Genomic DNA, 19,094 nt, shown 5'->3' on the forward strand with positions numbered 1-19,094 from the left:
CCATGGCTGCTTCTTCTAATGGGCAAAGCCAACGGGCACCGAAAACCCTGGTGCAATTGCTGGGCTGGCTTTTAAAAGCTTTTCTGCAAGCATTACCCCGCCAAATCGTGGTTGGGGTTATCGTCGGTGGCGTGATGTGGCTGGTGCATACTTTCCTATTGGTTGGTGTGAACGAAGGGTTTAATCCGACCACAAATCCTTGGCTCGGTTCCGTCTTGGTGATCTCGGATCAGCTTGTACCCGGCACATTATTTTGGCTATTTAGTGGCATTTTGGTGGGTCACCTATTTCGGGGCACCCTGGGTAACTATCTCAAGGGGATCGGTCAACTGCCGCAAATCTGCGTGGATGTTGGCCAACAAGCGAGTCAATTTCAAAGTCCTTTCCCCTGGGTGGGTCTGGCGGTGGCGATCGCCTTTAGTACCTTTTTAGGGAATCTGCTGGTGAGTATCCAAATTGCTCTGTTTGCCCTGGCCGCCGTTTGTGAACCCCAACATCTCCTGCGCCTTGCGGCTCAGTTGGGTTGGCAAGATGCCCATCGTCTATTTCGCCATCAATCTCCCCCAGCTTTGTCCCAGGTCACGTTACAAACCCTCCTAGCTGGCCTCATGGTGGGCTATCTCATTGCGGCCATTTGCTTCTGGTTTTTTGGTGGCATTCCCCAATTACTTTTCCTCGGGGCGATCGCCATTGCTCTAGTCTTGATCTTTAGGAACAATCAACCGCCATCGACCCAGACTTTAATACTGCTATCGCTCAGTTTGGTAGGATTTTACGTCGCCCATGGCATTCCTGTCCTCGCCGATGACTGTGGTTGGCAAGAAGCAGGTGGTAGCCTAGATCGCTGGTTAGCCAGTGGCCCCTGCGTTATCACAACAGCGACCCTTGGTTTTCCTGCTGCGGGCGGTTTCTGGACAGGCTGGATTTTAGGTAATTTACCTTCAATTCCCACAGTTATCTATGGCACTGGCACGCCGGATGATCCTTTTCGCGACTATCCTGATGCCAATAATCCCCCTTGGAAGCAAGGTATCTACGGCAGTGGCACACCGGATGACCCCTATCGAGATTACCCCGATGTCAACAATCCCCCTTGGAAGCAAGGTATCTACGGCACGGGTACGAGAGAAGATCCTTTCCGGGACTATCCCGACGCGAAGAATCCACCGTGGCAACAAAACATTACTGGAAGCGGCACGCGAAATGATCCCGTTCGCAATGTGAACATCCCACCTGGACAGAATTTTCCAGCTTCACCGGGCCAAGGGCCAGGCGTACCGAAGCAACCTGGGATGCCAAATGCACCTTTTTATAATCCTAATAGTTGGGTTCCTGTCGATCCACGGGTAAATCAATGGATTGGGTCGCGGGAAGTGTATCGCAATAATTGGGACGTAACGCCCGATGGAAAATTTGTCACCCTTAAAGATAATCCGCTATTTGTCATTCCGATTTCTCAAATTACGGGAGATTCTGGGGATGATTGGGCGACGATTTTTAGTACCCCAGTTCCAAGCGCAGATCATGATCAATATGTTGAAGGTATTGTTGATACGGCTTTGATCATTGATAGTCTTGAGGCGTTAACGGGTGATTCTGAGATCCGCCCATTGACAAGATCGGGCTGGAACCAGCTTTCTGATGCGGACAAACAGCAAACCCTACAATACATTGCGAATTTATGTGGCCATAAATTGGGAGTAGGGCCGGTACAGGTCGATTTCGGTTCTGGCCTAAAGGATGCTAATGGCAATATGGTTCATGCCCACTTCGATCCAAATACAGGGCGAGTTGTGTTTAACACTGACTCATACATGTATAAAAATCCTCAACAGGCGATCGCCACCATCGGCCACGAAGTGAAGCACGCTCAACAATGGGATCCGAATAACCCCATGGAAAATCCCACAGCCCGCCACGCCGCAACGACTAATGCCCAAAAATATACAGGCTCAGACACCGATCCAGTGATTTATGCGGGTCAATATAATGAAAATGACGCCGAATCCTTTGGTAACCGTTTAGGCAATGCCCTGAGTAAAGAAGCCTACAAGAAAGAGTTAGCCAGCATTAAAGATGTCTGGGATCAACTGAAGGAGGGCGCAGAACAAGCACCAAAAAATCAACCACCAAAATCCTGGGTACGGGAGAAAACGCTCATGGATTTTGTCAGTAAGGCAAATCCCCAGCAACGGCAGCAAATTTATAACCTTGTTAAATCCGGTGCTTTAAAAGTTAAAGATGATTGGGGGCGAGAGGTATGGTAACGCCACAAGAACATCCGTTATTACCCTTAGCAACGGCGATCGCCAATTTAGGCTATCAACCAACGTCGTTACTCTGGAATGCAACCCAACGCATGGCCCAGGTACCGGGTTTAGCCCAGGATCTCTTGGCTTATGTAAAAGCAGGTTCACCGCCTCCAGATTTTTCCCAGCAACAACCCGCTAGCTTATTTAAGCCTTTACCAGGCGGCTATAGTGTTGCAACCCTAATTCGGGATTATCAGTTTCAGGCCATTGGTGCTTTTTTGATCGCTGTAGAACTCAGTCTGCGGCCCGACCAAGGGAAAGCTTTGTTAAATTATTTTCTGCACCGGGGTTATTGGCGTACAAATACCGATGGTTCAAGGGATCTGATCTTTCCCCCGCTCACAGAACAACTGCCCCAATGTCCCCAATGCCGTAGCCGCTGGTTTGAAGATCTGCCCCGGTGCCCAAGCTGTGGCCTTGTGCGTCGTCATGTCACCGTTGAGGATGGCCCCTTACCCTTGGAGGAATTGGCGACAATGACGCGAACTCAATCTGTTGATCAAAAAGTTCCAGCGGCGATCGCCCCTAACCATCCCGTTTCCCCGACGAGCGTAAATCGACGCTGTGCCCAATGTCATCATCCTTTATCCCAAAACAGTCATTTTTGTCCCCATTGTGGTGCCGTTGTTGCGGTGGCTGCTGCACCTATTGAGCATCCTTCAGCTTGTCCGAAATGTGGCCATCTAGCCCGCCCTGGTGCAAAATTCTGTAGTCATTGCGGTCTGAATTTAAACTAACTCTCGTCTCTACACATCCCTAGGACTCATCTCCTAACGATAGAGGGTGAAAATCCTCTCATCTATCATTCATTACAATTCATTATTACTTCTTAAGTACTGTCATATTGTTAAAGATGGAGTCTCTATTTTTTTAGACGACTCTTAAGTAAAGAAAATCTGGAGAAAAATTATTGTGGATACCGCAGTTCGTAAGGTGAAAGGTCAATGCCGTTGTGGACAGGTGAAATTTGAGGTCACGTCAGAACCATTGATTACAATGGCTTGTCATTGTGTGGGGTGTCAGAAAATGACTGCAAGTGCGTTTAGCCTGAGCGCATTATTTCCGAGCGCTACCTTTGCAGTCACCTCTGGTGTACCTGTTATTGGTGGAATGCATGGGAACACGCGTCATTACTTTTGTGGATATTGCATGAGTTGGCTATTTACACGGCCTGAAGGTTTGGATGATTTTGTCAATGTCCGCTCCACGATGCTAGATCACCCTCAAAACTACAAGCCATTTATGGAAACCTATACGGATGAGAAGCTAGAGTGGGCTACGACAGGTGCAAAGCGTAGTTTTAAAAAGCTCCCACTTCCAGAGGAATATCCGGCGTTAATCCAGGAATACGTCAACAAATAGCAGCGGCTACAAAATTGAGGAATGTACAGTGCAACACATAAATCCCACCATACTTAATCGATATTCAAAGTGTCAGACGTATTAGATACAAAAATCTCTGAGAAGATAGCGAGGAAGTGATTTACCGATGAGGCGATCGCCATGTTGCATCACGAAAGTCTGCGGTAATATCCTGATAAGCCTGGTTTGTTGTGTGGCAGGTGCGGCGTACCCCCTAGTTCAACCATAAAAACCAAAAAGTAAAGCCCACGAAGAGGAAATATGTCATGGCAGACCAAACATTTAAGACGTCGCCACAAATCTACGCGCGGGCAGTAGGGGTGTTGTATCTGATCATCATCGTTCTCGGACTTTTTAGCGAAATATTTGTGCGATCGCCACTTATTGCTCCAGGAGATGCAGCGACGACTGCCAGCAACATTATGGCAGCAGAGCCGCTTTTCCGGGTTGGATTTCTAGCCGACTCAATCATGTGCCTGAGTGATGTGGCCGTGGCTGTATTACTGTTTGTACTTCTGCGGCCAATTAATAAAATACTTGCTCTGATTGCCCTATGTTTCCGAGTGACCCAGACAGCAGTAATTGCCCTTAGTCTTCTCAATTATTACGCAGCCATACTTCTTTTGAAAGGTTCAAGCTATACTGCGGCATTCGATGTCGCTCAACTCAATTCACTTTCATCACTATTTCTTGATCTTCACAGTTATGGGTATGATCTCGGCCTGATTCTGTTTGGGGTTCATTGTCTCGTTCTCGGTTACTTAATTGCCAAGTCGCTATATATGCCCAGAGTGCTTGGATACTTAGTCATGGCTGCGGGCGTCACTTATCTGATTGGGAGTTATACACGGTTTTTGTTTCCGGACTTCGTCGAAGCTATCGCGCCGATTTATCTGGTGACGATTATTTCAGAACTCTCCCTATGTCTGTGGTTGCTGATTAAGGGAGTGAATCCAAAACAGTGGCAAGAAAAGACAGAAAGTGTTGGTTTGCTATAAAAAAATATATTTTTTGAATGGGACAGATTACTTCATTGTTCGTTAGAAAAGTTGTCGGAGTCGTTGAAGATGCCCTCGACAAAGATGACCTCTTGAAATCGCTCGGTATTGATCCAGATAGCGCCGCTGATCCCTCCCAGATGGTTTCTGATACGGATTACTATTCCTTTCTAGAAAAGATTGCCATAGCCGAAAATAATGGTACAACTTTGCCACTGCGAGCGGGGGCGGCAATGCGTTGTGATGATTATGGTGCTTTTGGCCTGGCCTGGAAGTCAGCCACAAATCTGGGCGGCTCCTATGAACGGGCAGAACGTTATGCTCGTGTGCTGACGAGCGTTTCGACCTATACAGTTGAGCGAATAGACCAAGGCGCATTTATACACTTACATCGAATGGGCGATCGCCGCCTGGGGATGCGACTTTCCAATGAAGCGACAATTGCCAGTATTGTCTCAATTAGCCGGCAAGTCTCTACCAAGCCCTTCACACCGCTAGCCGTTTACTTCAAGCACCAAGCCCCTAAACGCATCAGAGAACATCAAGCCTATTTTGGCTGTCCAATGCACTTTGATGCAGACCGAGACGCATTATTAGTTTCCAATGAGTCGCTGCAAACCCCCAACCAGCTTGGCGACAAAAGTATTTCCCAATTTTTTGATACCCATCTTGAGACTGAACTCTCTAAACTAACAGAGCCCCATTCCCTCGAACACCAGGTGCGTATTTACGTTTCTCGATGCCTGAGTGAAGGTGTGCCAACGATCTCTGATGTTGCCGAGCACTTCACCATAAGCGGACGCACCTTACAGCGACGACTCTCAGAGCTAGGTTACTCCTACCAAACGCTGGTGGATGAGTCACGGCGTCAGTTGGCAGAACGGCTTTTACAGCAGACTGATTATTCTCTAGCAGAAATCGCTTTCATGACGGGCTTTTCTGAGCAAAGTGCTTTTACACGAGCTTTTAAGCGCTGGGCTGGACAGACACCACGTTCTTTCCGTCTTAATCTCCAGACCAAACCAAATTAAGCCGAACTTGGCGCACTCAGTCAAAATTTCGGCAGCAACTGTCAAGAAATTCCCTAGTTGGGCTTTTTATAGTGGGCTTACAGTTCACCCACAAAGGGAAGCAAACCATGAACACTATTCAACATCAAACTCATAATTCAAACGGATTAACCCTTGTCCTTGGTGGCACCGGCAAGACAGGACGACGGATTGTTACTACGCTAGAAGCAAAGGGCATACCGACCCGGATCGGTTCACGCTCAGCCACACCAGCCTTCGATTGGCACCATGAAACTAGCTGGGATGTCTGTCTTAAAAATGTGGCAGCGGTTTACATCAACTATGCGCCAGATCTAGCCATGCCGGGAGCGACGGATGCTATTCAGGCTTTTGTTGATCGCGCTAAAGGTCATGGTGTTAAACGCTTGGTACTCCTGTCGGGTCGAGGCGAAATCGAAGCCCAAGCCTGTGAACAGATTGTGCAGGAGAGTGGTCTTGATTGGACAATCATCCGAGCCAGTTGGTTTAATCAAAATTTCTCAGAGGGTGCGTTCCTCGAAATGGTCACGGCTGGACAAATCACCCTCCCAGCGGGTGATATTTCTGAGCCTTTTGTAGATGTCGATGATATTGCCGAGGTTGCTGTTGCTGCCCTGACAGAAACGGGGCATGCCGGAGAAATTTACGAAGTCACTGGCCCTCGCTTAATGACCTTTGCTGATATTGCGGCTGAGTTGTCAAATGCCAGCGGCTGTGAGATTACCTATGTGCCAGTTCCCCACGATGCTTTTGTGGCTGGTATCAAAGAATCTGGCGCCCCCAAAGAAGTGGTTTGGATGCTGGACTATCTTTTTAACACTGTGCTTGATGGCCGCAATGCCTATCTCACCGATGGCATTCAGCGTGCCTTAGGACGTTCACCCAAGGATTTTGCTGATTATGCTAGCGAGGTTGCTGCCACCGGCCTATGGCAACCAGTGACCGTGTAGGAAGGCACGAGAAGTTTGAGGCAGGACGCGGAAGTTAGAAATTGTTATCAATATTTTTGTGCGTCCTGTTTAAACCGATAAAACTGGTCGGCCACTAACCCTAGGGAATACATCATCAGGCTGTTGCTCGAAACCCCGACCACTGTACCCACCAGGGGAATCATTTCGAGAAAACTTAGGCCTGTTTTGAGACCATTGCCGCCGAGGGACAAGCCAAAAATTGCCAGAATTTCTGCCCGACGACGGGGATCCTGGAGATTCAGCCCATGGAGGCCAGAAATTTGATAAACCATCTCCGCCTGGAGTCTTGTCATACTTGCCAACTCCCAGCCAAATAATGCCAGGGCCAAAGGGGGCAAAAGATTGGCCACAAATCCTAATTTGGCAGCTTCTAGACTTTTTGCTTGGATAACTCGCTGGGTTAGTTGGGTTGAATTTTCGTTGGGATAAGCCTGTTTTAACCGCTGAATCTCAGCCTGAGCCATTGCTACATCCACATCTCCGACAATTGCTGCTAGCCAACCAAAACCAAAAATTTTCTGAATTGTTTTAAAAATAGGATTGTTGGCGATCGCCGCCAAATTTTGCCCTGTATTAGCAGTGAGGGTTTCAATGAAATCGTGGAGATCTTTTTGGCGGGCTTTGGAATCGAAGGGATTAGTCGGCATAAACTCCCAAATCACTTACAGGCTAATAGTCGTTTCTTTACGGTAACAAGTTGCTCCCCAATCAACCTCTGTAAAGAGAAGCAGTTTGATGCTAATCACCCAGCATAGAGTGCTAGAAAAAATTGTCTGGAGGTCGTGAAAGAGCTTTGATGGGGCTAGGGGAAAGCTTGACGTAGGCCAGTCTTCAAGCCATGGTGGGGAAAATAGTTATTGTTCACAGTATCCTTTAGGATATGGGTAGCTTCCCTAAAATGCTTTCTCCTGTTTTTGCTGGACTTTCCATGTAGAAAGCTTTTTAGAGCTTGTGTTTGTCAAACGGCTTAAGTTGACAATGCCGTTTAGCCTCATCCATATTTTGGATTGCTGAAAGTCAGTATATTTTTACCAGTAACAACACTCATCAACTTTTTTAAAATGCCTTTAAAAACTAGCTCTACCGCTGTTACGACGCCAGCAGACAAAGCAGGGCTAGGTATGTTCGGTGGGGTCTTTACCCCTTCGCTGCTGACTATTTTGGGGGTGATTATGTACCTCCGCTTTGGTTGGGTGGTTGGCAATGTCGGCCTTTTTGGCACATGGCTTATTGTCACGATGGCTGTGAGCATTACCTTTCTGACGACGTTATCAATTTGTGCGATCGCCACTGATCGGGTCGTGCGAACTGGTGGCGCTTATTTTATGATTAGCCGCTCCCTAGGCATCGAGACCGGAGGAGCCGTAGGGATTCCCCTCTACTTTGCCCAGGCTTTGTCAGTTGCACTCTATACCATTGGATTTGCCGAAAGCGTTGTCAATGCCTTTGGCCCCTTCAACCAGACTTACATTGCCCTAATTGTCACCATTCTTGTGGCAGTATTAGCAATTACCTCAGCCGAAATTGCCATCAAAGCCCAGTACTTCATCATGGCGATCATCGCCTTATCGCTTGTTTCCCTAGCTTTCGGTTCACCATTGGAAGTAACTCAGCTAGAACCCTGGGGTACAGATGGTGGCGAATCTTTCTGGACAGTTTTTGCCGTCTTTTTCCCAGCCGTGACCGGAATTATGGCCGGGGTTAATATGTCCGGCGATCTCAAAGAACCGACAAAGGCAATTCCTACAGGTACATTGGCAGCCGTCGGCGTTGGTTATTTGATCTATATGGCTCTGCCTTTTTTTCTTGCCACTCGAGCCGATGCCAATACGTTAGTTGAAAATCCCCTAATTATGCAGCAGATCGCCTTTTGGGGGCCATCAATTCTGTTAGGCATTTGGGGAGCGACATTATCGAGTGCTATCGGTAGCATTTTAGGGGCCCCCCGGATTTTGCAAGCCTTGGCAAGGGACCGCGTCTTACCGCGATGGCTAAGCTTCCTAGGCAAAGGCAGTGGTCCTAATAACGAACCACGCATCGGCACGGCGATCACCTTAGGGATCGTCACAGTAGCGGTCATGGTGGGTGATTTAAACTTAATCGCACCAGTGCTGAGTATGTTTTTTCTCACAACCTACCTAGTACTCAACATTGCCGCTGGCGTTGAAGGATTTCTTGATAGTCCCTCTTTTCGCCCTTTATTTGCAGTACATTGGTCTTTCTCACTGCTTGGGGCTCTTGGATGTTTAGCGGTTATGTTTTTAATTAATCCAGTGGCGACCATCGTTGCTGGGTTAATTGTTGCGATGATTTTTCTGTGGATTCAGCGACGGGAATTAAAGAGTACTTGGGGAGATGCCCGTCGCGGTATTTGGATGATGCTGTTGAGAACAAGCCTATTTCAACTGGGTCATCACCCCGATCCGAGAACATGGCGGCCCCATATGTTAGTCCTTTCCGGTGCACCAACGCGGCGTTGGGGATTAATCGAATTAGCAGATGGGTTAAATCGCAATCGGGGCCTGTTTACCATTGCAAGTATTTTGCCGATGGATTCTCGAAGTATCCGTCAGCAGCAGCAAATGGAAAAGAGCATTAATGATTATCTGCAAGAGCGAAATATACAAGCATTGGTCAGGGTCTTGACCGCCCAAGATCCATTTGTGGGCGTGGAGCGGCTTGTTGAAATTTATGGCCTTGGCCCCATCGTGCCTGATACAGTCCTCCTTGGTAATAATGAAACTCCCGAAAATCGCAGTAGCTATTGTCAGCTTATCCATGCACTGCATCGCGCTGAGCGTAATGTGATTATCTATCGAGAGAAATCTCAGCCCGAAAGTAAGCAGCATCATCAAATTGATGTTTGGTGGGGAGGTTTGCACGCGAATGGTGCACTCATGATGATCTTGGCAGAACTACTACGGGATAGTATGGAATGGCGTAGCGCTCAAATTTATTTGAAGCTAGTGGTGCCGGATCAATCAGCCGCAGCAACTGCCAAACAAAATATTAATGTCCTGGTGCAAACGCTTCGCATTGATGCAGAGATTTGTATCTTGGTGGCAGAAGGTCGATCATTTGATGAGATTTTGTCTGAGTCTTCGCGTAATGCAGATCAAGTCATCCTCGGTATCGCAGAACCGAACGAGAATTTTTGTGATTACTATGCCTCCATTGAAGAGAGAATCCATGATCTACCATCTACAATGTTGGTTCTTGCTGCACCAAGCTTCGCCTTTGCTGAAGTCCTAAAAAAGTAGTACTTATTTTTTTCGATCCAACTTCAAATCCTGCTGTATCAAAAAAATCTGCACTTCATGACTCTGTAATGGGCATTAGGTCGTTCACAATAAGGGTGTTCCGCAGCTCTCGCTACCCATGGATATTATTTTAGCTCTTTGTATTGGCGTTACTCTCAGTGCTGCTGCTGGCTTTCGTATTTTCATTCCCCCGCTAATGCTCAGTGGGATGGCGATCTTCGGCGATCTATCCCTCGGTGAAGATTTTGTCTGGTTGGGAACTTACCCAGCCTTTTTTGCTTTTGGAATAGCGACGATCGTTGAAATACTTGCTTACTACATTCCTGTTGTTGACAATTTATTAGATGGGATTGAGATTCCTTTGGCGATCGCTGTTGGTACTCTTTTAACTTCTGCCAGCCTGGGGCAGCTAACTGAACTGGAACCGTTACTCCAATGGACTTTAGCAATTCTTGCAGGTGGAAGTACTGCCGGTACCATTGAAACTTTTACGGCGGTAACGCGAGGCGCTTCAACTACGGCGACTGGCGGCATTGCTAATCCAGTGGTGTCAACGGTCGAGGCTCTTAGTGCTGGAGTTTTATCTTTACTGGCACTATTTGTGCCGTTCCTGGCAATAGCGATTGTTGTTGGGGTTCTGGGAGTTGCGCTACAGCGACTATTTCGTGTTTTTGTTCGAAAATCTAGATCTTAGTGATCTCAGAGCAATTGATTATGAGATTGCTGAGGGAAACAATCTTGCAATTTTTGACCAGACAATATTTCTGATAATGTGCCCAAGCTGTTAAATGACCTGACTGCCATTGGTCATCAAGGCCCAGTCTTTGAAAAGGTTGCAGTGAATCCTTACGGAGCCTGTTTTGGCAGGAGCAACTATTTATTGTAGGTTTGGCGGTCTCTTCGTGTTTTCTTTTTATTTATGCTTGCGAAATTTGTATACTTGCCAGATTGTCAAGTCATAACGCAAGAAAATTAACATTGCGTTACAATACAATCAAGGTGATAGCGTCAGTGCCCCATAAAAAATCGAGGATGACAATCTTCGCCGTGAAGACTAAAACTTACTCAATATTCACGGCGATCGCCTTTACTGATAGCTACTGGTTTACGTACTCATGTTTCCTAATCTCCTCAATGCCACCCAAGAATACTGGCGCAAGCTAGACGCCCTGGAAGCAAGGTATCAACAGGGTGAAATTTCATTACAAGAAGTTAATGCAAAGGTGACCAGACTAATACGAGAATTCGGAAATGAGCGACGCCGCAGCCTACACAATTTCAAGAATATGCTGCAGGGGTGGTTTAGTCAGCAAAAGGAATTCGTTTACGGGTTAATCCTGTTGGCAGTTGTAACCTATGGCTGGGTCATTTCAACGACACAGTTCTCTTAGCTCGACTTTATCCATTGAAAGAAGTGAGGAAACGGTAGCAAAATCAGAGTAGAAGATTCGCAGAGGTTCTGAGGCAATGCTACCGGGGGCGAGGGAGCCAAATTCTAGTTATCAGTGCTCAATGAAATCTACCATCGCGGGGTAGAGAACATTTGGGTAGTACTAAAGGGGTAATGATGAATTTTAGTGATGGATAAAATTCCACAGCAGTTTAATGTGATTAAATACACACCTGGAGAAAACTAAGTGGCTATGTCCACATTTTTGATGGTGTATTGAGATAGACCGCAACAAACCCATCATTACCTTTTAGGTTTCACCTAATTGCGTAAGCAAAAAGCACTAGCACAACAAAAGCCAGATGTTACTTAAGAACAAGGAATAAAGCCAAACTCAATACGGTAAATGACATCCTCTAAAGTCACATCCACCGTATCAATGCCCATAGAAGTAACTTCATCACCGGAACGGGGTCCCCAAGCGCTAATGTTAGTGTTAATACCAAAGTTTGTTGTAACCGGTCGAGTGCAAGCATTGACCGCTGAAAGGGCAATATCGACATTACGTTCAAAATCGCTTTGAAAGCCTGGGCCAAAGTTGCTGCGATCAACCCACCCGCCACTTGCACCGAAACTCGCAAAAGTATTCAGCGTACTACGTGCCCCCGATACATTAGGAATATTGGCATAGCCTAAATAGCGGAGATTCACCGGTTGTACTGTGTAACCGCTAGGAACATCGAGCTTCATACGAATGTTGCAAGAAGCCCGTTTAAATTCCCGTCGGGCCGCTTCGGTATACATTTCACTAAAAATAATTGAAACCGAATTCCCATTCACAATCCCAAAAGCACTGCCAGGAGGACAGCCACTACCATTTACAATGACTGGTACACGTTTAAAGGCAAACCCTTCTTCTGCCTTGACGGCTTGAACATTCGCAGTGACTATACCCGAAGCAGCCAATAGACCTAAAAAAGCGTGTTCTAACTTCATTTCAATTACCCCATTAATGATGCAGTTTCCAATTCGTTTTTCTAGATTTAAAGTTCTAGATTTCAAGAAAGTCAAAAGTTCGCCAAAAGATTTGACGCAGCTATTTATTAACTGGTGATGGTGTATTAATGCTTTCTTTTTTGAAGAGGTATTGCAGATTGTGTTAGGATATTTGACTAGATTGGTTATCAATTGTTTCCAATTTTTAGATTTATTTTACGGGAACAAAATTCAAGATTTTTAGTCGATCCAGGCGCTATTTTCAGAATCGCTCAAAATTAATATTTTTTTGCATCTAAATCCCAACTAGGTACCTCTCTTTTTTTCAGAGATATTAATAAGCCAATTAAGAATCTCCCGATACCTGAGTTTTAATTAATTAGCCAATATTTCAGCAAACTCTAGGAATAGCACTAATTCAGAAGGAATATTCCATTAAATCTGAGAGGATACCTAAACGGCATCAAATGCTATTGAGTCGCTACCCTAAATCTCTTCATGTGAGGGACGAGACTGCATTGACTTAGTATTTAGGGGATTTTCCTAGCCTGGGGAAGCAAGGGGGGCTTTGCCAGCATTATTCCAAGCAAACACTAATAGGTAACAGGCACCGTTTTCCCCTGGAATTGCTGCCGGAGACACTGGGTTTTTCCGGAGCCCGCCAGACCGGCGATCGCCACGATAGCTGTTTTTGTCCAATCGATCATTATGTTTTCTTCCTGCTAGCGGACAAGCCAGCGCTTGGTTTAGTGATTTGCTATTATCAATATTTTGATAATAATTATCATTTTTATTTAAAGTCGTGAAAATGTCTATCCCCCCAAGAATTTCCGTCAAGGCGATGCAGCAGTGTGACATTGCAATTATTGGCGCAGGCGTCCAGGCCCTGACCTTGGTGCTTCATCTTTTAAAAAAACGTCCCCAGTGGCGTAAGCGAATTGTTGTTTTTGATCCCCATGGTTGTTGGTTGGCCCGCTGGTCTCACCAGTTTGCGGCCCAGGAGATTCCCCATTTGCGATCGCCGGCGGTACATCATCCCCACCCAGATCCCTTTGCCCTGCGCAGGTTTGCTGAGGGACGCCCCAATGAACTTTTTCCGCCCTATGATTTACCCAGCACCCAACTTTTTGAAGATTTTTGCCGAGAGGCGATCGCCGAATTTCAGTTAGACCAACGACTAATCGCCGCAGCAGTTACAGAGTTAATCCCTCCCCAGAGAGGTCAACGCAAATTTTGTTTAACCTTACATAATGGCCAACAGTGGCAAGCGAAGCGGGTCGTTCTAGCGACGAACCAAACCCAACGACAGCTACCAGATTGGCTGGAACAGATCGAAGCTAGCTATTCGTCTGATCGTCTTTGCCACAGTGATCGCGTTGATTTACGGAAATTACATCTTCAGGGCGAAAAAATTGTCATTGTTGGTGGTGGTCTCTCCACAGGTCATCTCGCATTGGGGGCGATCGCCCGCCAAGCCCAGGTTACGATCGTTGCCCGTCGCCCTTTCCAAGAGAAACTTTTTGATGCCGATGCAGGTTGGCTAGGGCCGAAATATCTCAAGGGATTTGCCGCTGAAACCGATTGGCAAAAACGCCACCAAATGATTCTGGAAGCCCGTAATGGCAGTTCCCTCACACCAGCGGTGATGACCCAGCTCCGCCGCGCCAAACGCCAGGACAAAGTTACCCTCAAGCCCAATTGCCAAATCCAAGCCGCCCATTGGCAAGGGAATTACTGGCAGTTGCACTGTGACAATGGGGAAATTCTCCAGGGCGATCGCCTCTGGTTAGCAACGGGGAGTCGCTTTGATGTCATGGCCGAATCCCTACTCACCAAGGTGATGGATCGCTATCCCCAACCAATCTTGAACGGTCTCCCTATTTTGGATGCATATTTACGCTGGCAAGGCTGTGATCTGTTCCTCATGGGAGGATTAGCCGCCCTTCAACTTGGCCCCACTGCCCGCAATATCTCCGGGGCGCGTCTGGCTTGCGATCGCCTTGTCCCTGCCCTAACCAAATCAAGTCTGCAACGCATTTACCAAGCGAATACCTGCTCTGGAGTTAGCGCCTAGCAATGTAGGTGTGAATGAATAGTTTTTGGGAGTTTGCTCTAAGTTTAGAGACATAAAAGGCGATCGCGGTGGGATCATTACTTCAAAAGTACAAGTTACCCATCTAGCCTGCTGGGGTTTTTGTGTACTTTTGTTAAATTATGGCTGATCTATGACTTCGGCTCAATACTTCCAGGATACTTTGCTTTTCATCGCGCTAGCCCATCAACATTAAGCTGACCTATGCTGATCTTGAGTGATGGCCTTTTTCTTTCCCTGAGAAGATCCTGTAGAATTAGAGAAATTTAAAAAAGATGAGGGTCAGCGGAATTCTGCTTCCACCGACCCATCGAAAAACTTTTGACCGGGTTATTCGATGGGTATATCTTAGCAGCTTTTTTGCTGATTCTCCAACACCCTACATCTGGAGAATAAAAAAATGACTGCCTTTGCCATGATTACCGCCGATAGTGACTGCCTCCTCAACCAAGTCAGTCGCTGCGCCGCCACCCTCTACAACTGGCTTCTACGCAAACGTCCCGCCGGTACAACCTTTGAAGTAGACCTCGATACTTTCCGCCATTGGACCGGCAAATTCCGCAAGAAACCCTACTGTTCTAAGTGGATCCGTCAGGCCGTGACCGAACTCGCAGACATTGGTCTCGTCGATATTCAGCGCCAGTACAACAGCAAAATCTACAAACTCGCCGCTTATCGTCCCGGGAATAAAACTTCCCAGTTTGGGAATAAAACTTCCCAGTTTGGGAATAAAACTTTCCAAAAACGCGCCTCAAACCCTGATGCTGCCGTACCTTCTTATATAGATACTAAAGATTCAACAGATCAGGCTTGTTCTGCTGTTCAATTAAAATTTTCTTTTTTGGATTCTCAGGCTACTGATGTACTGGAACAGAAAACTCAGTTTAGCCAAGGGAAAAATGTTAAAAACTATGAAGTTGGAAATGCAGTAACTGGTGAAACTCACAAGTTAGACCAAAGGCAAAAAAAGCCGGCGGGCCAAAGTGTAGAATCAACAAGAAATATTGATGGGGATGATGGTGGGCTGATATCTGGGGAACAAGTAGTGAATCCACAGGAAGTTGCTGAAACCATGACTGGGGACAAGACTGGGGCTGTTGGGTTTGCTAGGGAATTGAGGCAAAAAGAGAAAGAGAAAGATAAGCGAACTCCAGTTCAGGAAGCTAAGGATGGCGCAACCGAGACTATTGAGGAAAAGCAATCGCAGACGGAAGAAGCGGATAAAGCGGATGTGGTGGTGAATGCCCAAGCTAAGGCTCATTTGGAACGGCTTGATGATCTAGGGATTGTGTTGAATCCTTCTCTGGTGCGGTTAGTGAAGACGACGGCGGCAGAAATCATTGAAGGGGCGATCGCCGCCTATCAGCGGTATCGGCGTGACCACTATGTGAAAAATCCAGCGGGCTTTTTTGTTTATGCAGTCAAGAATGCGGTGGCCAATAATCACACGAGTGAAAGGGCGAATTTCTTCTACTGGTTTGAGGCGATGAAGAAGTTGGGGCGTTTGGGCTATTACGAAGAGGTGGATGGGGATTATCTGGTGCGGGATGGTATTCATCTGGTTTCTTGGCAGGTGTTAGTAGACCGGGGCTGGACTTGTGAGTATTTGCAGAAACGACTGCAGCGCTAAAGGCTCTAACATCAAGTGATTTGGCTTCTTAACCTACCTTGAAGACAGATCTCGATTTTCAACTGAAAATCGATCTATGGAAAAAATCACAATGCATTCTCGATCAAAAACAATTAATCAAAAACGATGACCAAAGTCGCGATCGCCGCTGATTCTAAACTTGCCGCCAATATCGGCGCAGAGATTATCGCCCAGGGAGGTAACGCCATCGATGCCGCCCTCGCCGCCACATTAACTTCCATGTGTTGCGAATTGGGGGTCATGGCACCGGGCGGCAGTGGTTTCATCGCGATTTGGCCCCAGGATCGAGAACCCGTTGTCATTGATGCCTATGCAGCGATGCCTGGTAAAGATTTCCCTGGCGATCGCCCCTACCCAGAGTTACAAAAGACCTTGCTGAATTATGGTGGTGGCATTTATACCGGAATTGGTTATGGTGCGGTGGCAGTGCCAGGGATGTTCGCCGGGATTGCCAAAGCCTCAGCAGAATACGGCCAATTGTCTTGGGCAGAATTAATCACGCCCGTGGCCAAAGTGGTAGAGCAGGGCAGTCCCATTTCCCGTGTCTCAGGAATGTACTTAGAACAGGCCCATGCGGCGATTTTTGGGTGGCATCCCGAAAGTTATCAGCTTGTTCATCCAAACGGCAAAGATTATCTCAAGGCTGGTGAGATCGTCCGCTTACCGGGCCTCGCCAAAACTCTAAAGCTGATGGCCGATGAAGGCCCTGACTGTTTGTATCAAGGGACTTTAGCCCAGGAATTAGTCGCTGAAATGGAGCGATCGCACGGTGCCATTACCCAAGCTGACTTGGCAAGCTACGAAGCGATTATCAGAGAACCAATTCGGCTGAGCTACGGTGACTGGGAAATTATTACCAACCCGGCCCCGGCAGTGGGTGGTGCTTGTTTAGCTGCTTTACTCCTCCTCCAGCAGACCCGCCAAAATTTAGATCATGACACCATTGCTGCGATCCAAGAGGCCGTTCTTAACTATCGTTTTGAACATCTCAATGTTGACCAAGATCGATGGCAAGCAGTCACGGATCTGCTACATTTTGCCCGGACAAATCAGCTCGATCATTACCGCAGTTCACCTTCTACGATCCATGTGTCCACGGTCGATGATCAAGGTTGTGCTTGTTCACTGACGGCATCGGCGGGTTATGGTTCTGGGGCGGTAATTCCCGGTCGTAATTTTTGGTTAAATAATTCCCTGGGTGAGTTGGAGCTGCACAAAGAGCAGAGTGAACCCATTGCGCCAGGCACGAGATTGATTTCAAATATGGCCCCCACCATTGCGCGTCACCGGAATGGATCTGTACTGTCGATTGGTTCCCCTGGTGCGTCGCGGATTACCACGGCGATCGCCCAGTCATTGACCAACTTCATGGTGCATGGCGATTCCCTCAGTGAGGCCATCCGACGACCGCGCCTCCATGTGGAAGCATTTGACGACCAATTGATGCTTGCCTACGAAGAAGATTTAAGGGCTGAGAATTTATTGAATCTGTCGATGTCGCTCCGGGAGTTTCCGCCGCTATCAATGTATTTTGGTGGCGTACAGGCTGCATTGTGGTCTAAAGAAGCGCAGCAATTACAGGCGATCGCCGATCCCCGACGGGAGGGTAGTGTCGCTTTTGCCTAAAGTTGTATCTGTGTTTATTTGCAGGAATTGCGATATTAATCAGTGCTGATAGGGGTTGTTTCCTTTTGGGCGGCGATCGCCAATCTTGCTCCTTCAATTTGCCGCAGTTCATCCATTACTTCAATTACGGATCCATGGCTAACTGCTTCATCGGCATTGATAATCACCAAGGTTTCTGGGTTCTCAACCATTAGATTTCGGACACCAGCTTGGAGTGTAGCGATTTCAACGGGTGCTTCGTTGAGAAAAATATCTCCCGCCGCATCTACGGTCACCGTAATTTCAGTGCTCGGTTGCTGTTGTGCTGTATTTGCCCCAGGTAGATTAACCGGTAGGCCCTCAGATTTCGTCAAATAGAGGGTCGAAATAATAAAATAGGCCAAAATTGAAAAGATAATATCAATCATCGGCACAATATTAATGCCTGCGGATTTTTGTTCTTCCTGGGGAATACGCATAGTGGTGAATTTTTAAAATAAAAGAATTAAGCTTAAATGGATGGCTTATACATAAAAAAATAGCTGCGCATCGTTTGATTAGCAGGCATTAGCGGTTCATAATTGCTTCTTCACTCTTTTCATAGAAGCGGCGATATAGTAATTCTAACTGGCCACCATACTCTTGGATAAATGCTAGGTTACGTTGATATAACCCATTAAAGAGATTGGCAAAGAGCAGGGTGAAGATTGCCACAACCAGACCCATCACAGTCGAAACCAATGCTTCACTAATTCCACCAGTCACCCCAGCGGCATTGGTATTACCCACATCACCAATGTTGAGCGCCGAAAAGGATTGCATCAAACCGAGGATCGTTCCCAACAATCCCAGTAGGGGCGCAACAGCAATAATTGTGTCAAACACAGTATTAAACCGTTTTAGGGTCGGGATTTCGGCTTGGGTTGCACTTTCGAGGGCGAGACGAAACTCTTCACTGTTGGGATTTTCTAAATCAAGGGCTTCTAAAAAAATCCGGGCAATGGGTAGATCCGCGTTACGCTTCAAAAATTTCATCGCATTGAACGGATCTTGCCGATATAGACCGAGGGCGTCCCGGACAACTTGACGCTGCCGACGATTAATCCGCCACCAAAAAACGGCTCGCTCAATAATGCAGGCTACACCGGCCAAAGAGAAGAGGAGCAAGGGATAAGCAACGATGCCACCGGCGGCAAAGAAATTGGTGATGTTCATAGTGCTATGGGTTGAAATGTGCGAGGGCGTTTAAGAAGCATTATCTGGCACTGCTGCCCAAATGACTATACCCTAACTCAAACTATTTTCAATAAATTTATCCTTGTATATCAGAAGAGTTAGCAAAAACAAAGCCTTTAATCTGAAATGGTAATTCCTGAAAATCCTTTCAGTCCCTAGTTTCAGTGGCTTT

At 46.9% G+C, this 19,094-nt stretch carries 15 protein-coding genes; 11 read left to right on the forward strand and 4 right to left on the reverse strand.

Annotation, left to right across the window (positions count from 1 at the left end; translation table 11 throughout):
* Positions 1-2: 2 nt before the first annotated feature.
* The 6 genes from AWQ24_RS15525 (at position 3) to AWQ24_RS15550 (ending at position 6,671) form a co-directional block, all read left to right on the forward strand.
* Positions 3-2,267 carry a hypothetical protein gene (locus tag AWQ24_RS15525; protein ID WP_065717551.1) on the forward strand — a complete coding sequence of 755 codons (2,265 nt, stop codon included), beginning with the start codon at positions 3-5 and terminating at the stop codon, positions 2,265-2,267.
* Positions 2,261-3,049, forward strand: coding sequence for a zinc ribbon domain-containing protein (locus tag AWQ24_RS15530; protein WP_065717552.1), 789 nt, complete (start codon positions 2,261-2,263; stop codon positions 3,047-3,049). Before AWQ24_RS15525 ends, AWQ24_RS15530 begins: the two co-directional genes overlap by 7 nt.
* Before the next feature lie 175 nt (positions 3,050-3,224).
* A complete protein-coding gene (locus AWQ24_RS15535; RefSeq protein ID WP_065717553.1) occupies positions 3,225-3,674 on the forward strand; it encodes a GFA family protein in 450 nt (149 codons plus the stop codon).
* 266 nt (positions 3,675-3,940) lie between these two features.
* Positions 3,941-4,672: a DUF4386 domain-containing protein gene (locus tag AWQ24_RS15540; RefSeq protein ID WP_065717554.1), complete on the forward strand. Its 732-nt coding sequence runs from the start codon at positions 3,941-3,943 to the stop codon at positions 4,670-4,672.
* A gap of 17 nt (positions 4,673-4,689) precedes the next feature.
* Positions 4,690-5,703 (forward strand): AraC family transcriptional regulator, encoded by a 1,014-nt coding sequence (locus AWQ24_RS15545; RefSeq protein ID WP_065717555.1) that lies wholly within the window; start codon positions 4,690-4,692, stop codon positions 5,701-5,703.
* 107 nt (positions 5,704-5,810) lie between these two features.
* A complete protein-coding gene (locus tag AWQ24_RS15550) occupies positions 5,811-6,671 on the forward strand; it encodes an NAD(P)H-binding protein (protein ID WP_065717556.1) in 861 nt (286 codons plus the stop codon).
* Positions 6,672-6,718: 47 nt separating this feature from the next.
* On the opposite strand, the gene AWQ24_RS15555 is transcribed toward AWQ24_RS15550, so the two are convergent.
* On the reverse strand, positions 6,719-7,339 hold the full coding sequence (locus AWQ24_RS15555) for a hypothetical protein (protein ID WP_065717557.1): 621 nt from the start codon (positions 7,337-7,339) through the stop codon (positions 6,719-6,721).
* Between the two features lie 414 nt (positions 7,340-7,753).
* Between AWQ24_RS15555 and AWQ24_RS15560 the strand changes: the two genes are divergently transcribed.
* Both AWQ24_RS15560 and AWQ24_RS15565 read left to right on the forward strand, forming a co-directional pair.
* Positions 7,754-9,952, forward strand: coding sequence for an amino acid permease (locus AWQ24_RS15560; protein WP_065717558.1), 2,199 nt, complete (start codon positions 7,754-7,756; stop codon positions 9,950-9,952).
* 118 nt (positions 9,953-10,070) lie between these two features.
* The gene (locus AWQ24_RS15565; RefSeq protein ID WP_065717559.1) at positions 10,071-10,646 is read left to right on the forward strand and encodes a DUF4126 domain-containing protein; all 576 of its coding nucleotides are present in this window, start codon (positions 10,071-10,073) and stop codon (positions 10,644-10,646) included.
* A 1,065-nt stretch (positions 10,647-11,711) separates the two neighbouring features.
* Here AWQ24_RS15565 and AWQ24_RS15575 read toward each other — a convergent pair.
* A complete protein-coding gene (locus AWQ24_RS15575) occupies positions 11,712-12,338 on the reverse strand; it encodes a DUF4360 domain-containing protein (RefSeq protein WP_012305603.1) in 627 nt (208 codons plus the stop codon).
* Between the two features lie 808 nt (positions 12,339-13,146).
* On the opposite strand from AWQ24_RS15575, the gene AWQ24_RS15580 reads away from it, so the two are divergent.
* The 3 genes from AWQ24_RS15580 (at position 13,147) to AWQ24_RS15590 (ending at position 17,707) form a co-directional block, all read left to right on the forward strand.
* Positions 13,147-14,412, forward strand: coding sequence for an FAD/NAD(P)-binding protein (locus AWQ24_RS15580; RefSeq protein ID WP_232318920.1), 1,266 nt, complete (start codon positions 13,147-13,149; stop codon positions 14,410-14,412).
* A 418-nt stretch (positions 14,413-14,830) separates the two neighbouring features.
* Positions 14,831-16,060, forward strand: coding sequence for a hypothetical protein (locus tag AWQ24_RS15585; protein WP_065717563.1), 1,230 nt, complete (start codon positions 14,831-14,833; stop codon positions 16,058-16,060).
* 126 nt (positions 16,061-16,186) lie between these two features.
* A complete protein-coding gene (locus tag AWQ24_RS15590; protein WP_065717564.1) occupies positions 16,187-17,707 on the forward strand; it encodes a gamma-glutamyltransferase in 1,521 nt (506 codons plus the stop codon).
* A 35-nt stretch (positions 17,708-17,742) separates the two neighbouring features.
* On the opposite strand, the gene AWQ24_RS15595 is transcribed toward AWQ24_RS15590, so the two are convergent.
* Both AWQ24_RS15595 and AWQ24_RS15600 read right to left on the reverse strand, forming a co-directional pair.
* Positions 17,743-18,165 carry a biopolymer transporter ExbD gene (locus AWQ24_RS15595; protein WP_065717565.1) on the reverse strand — a complete coding sequence of 141 codons (423 nt, stop codon included), beginning with the start codon at positions 18,163-18,165 and terminating at the stop codon, positions 17,743-17,745.
* An 88-nt stretch (positions 18,166-18,253) separates the two neighbouring features.
* Entirely contained in the window at positions 18,254-18,901 is a 648-nt protein-coding gene (locus AWQ24_RS15600) for a MotA/TolQ/ExbB proton channel family protein (protein ID WP_065711882.1), read from the reverse strand.
* Positions 18,902-19,094: the final 193 nt, after the last annotated feature.

This window comes from Picosynechococcus sp. PCC 8807 (assembly GCF_001693295.1).
Lineage (GTDB): Bacteria > Cyanobacteriota > Cyanobacteriia > Cyanobacteriales > MRBY01 > MRBY01.

Excerpts from the sequence above, each read along its gene's own strand:
- AWQ24_RS15525 (WP_065717551.1), top strand. The coding sequence starts at position 3 with ATGGCTGCTTCTTCTAATGGGCAAAGCCAACGGGCACCGAAAACCCTG.
- AWQ24_RS15530 (WP_065717552.1), top strand. The coding sequence starts at position 2,261 with ATGGTAACGCCACAAGAACATCCGTTATTACCCTTAGCAACGGCGATC.
- AWQ24_RS15540 (WP_065717554.1), top strand. The coding sequence starts at position 3,941 with ATGGCAGACCAAACATTTAAGACGTCGCCACAAATCTACGCGCGGGCA.
- AWQ24_RS15545 (WP_065717555.1), top strand. The coding sequence starts at position 4,690 with ATGGGACAGATTACTTCATTGTTCGTTAGAAAAGTTGTCGGAGTCGTT.
- AWQ24_RS15550 (WP_065717556.1), top strand. The coding sequence starts at position 5,811 with ATGAACACTATTCAACATCAAACTCATAATTCAAACGGATTAACCCTT.
- AWQ24_RS15555 (WP_065717557.1), bottom strand. The coding sequence starts at position 7,339 with ATGCCGACTAATCCCTTCGATTCCAAAGCCCGCCAAAAAGATCTCCAC.
- AWQ24_RS15560 (WP_065717558.1), top strand. The coding sequence starts at position 7,754 with ATGCCTTTAAAAACTAGCTCTACCGCTGTTACGACGCCAGCAGACAAA.
- AWQ24_RS15565 (WP_065717559.1), top strand. The coding sequence starts at position 10,071 with ATGGATATTATTTTAGCTCTTTGTATTGGCGTTACTCTCAGTGCTGCT.
- AWQ24_RS15575 (WP_012305603.1), bottom strand. The coding sequence starts at position 12,338 with ATGAAGTTAGAACACGCTTTTTTAGGTCTATTGGCTGCTTCGGGTATA.
- AWQ24_RS15580 (WP_232318920.1), top strand. The coding sequence starts at position 13,147 with ATGTCTATCCCCCCAAGAATTTCCGTCAAGGCGATGCAGCAGTGTGAC.
- AWQ24_RS15585 (WP_065717563.1), top strand. The coding sequence starts at position 14,831 with ATGACTGCCTTTGCCATGATTACCGCCGATAGTGACTGCCTCCTCAAC.
- AWQ24_RS15590 (WP_065717564.1), top strand. The coding sequence starts at position 16,187 with ATGACCAAAGTCGCGATCGCCGCTGATTCTAAACTTGCCGCCAATATC.
- AWQ24_RS15595 (WP_065717565.1), bottom strand. The coding sequence starts at position 18,165 with ATGCGTATTCCCCAGGAAGAACAAAAATCCGCAGGCATTAATATTGTG.
- AWQ24_RS15600 (WP_065711882.1), bottom strand. The coding sequence starts at position 18,901 with ATGAACATCACCAATTTCTTTGCCGCCGGTGGCATCGTTGCTTATCCC.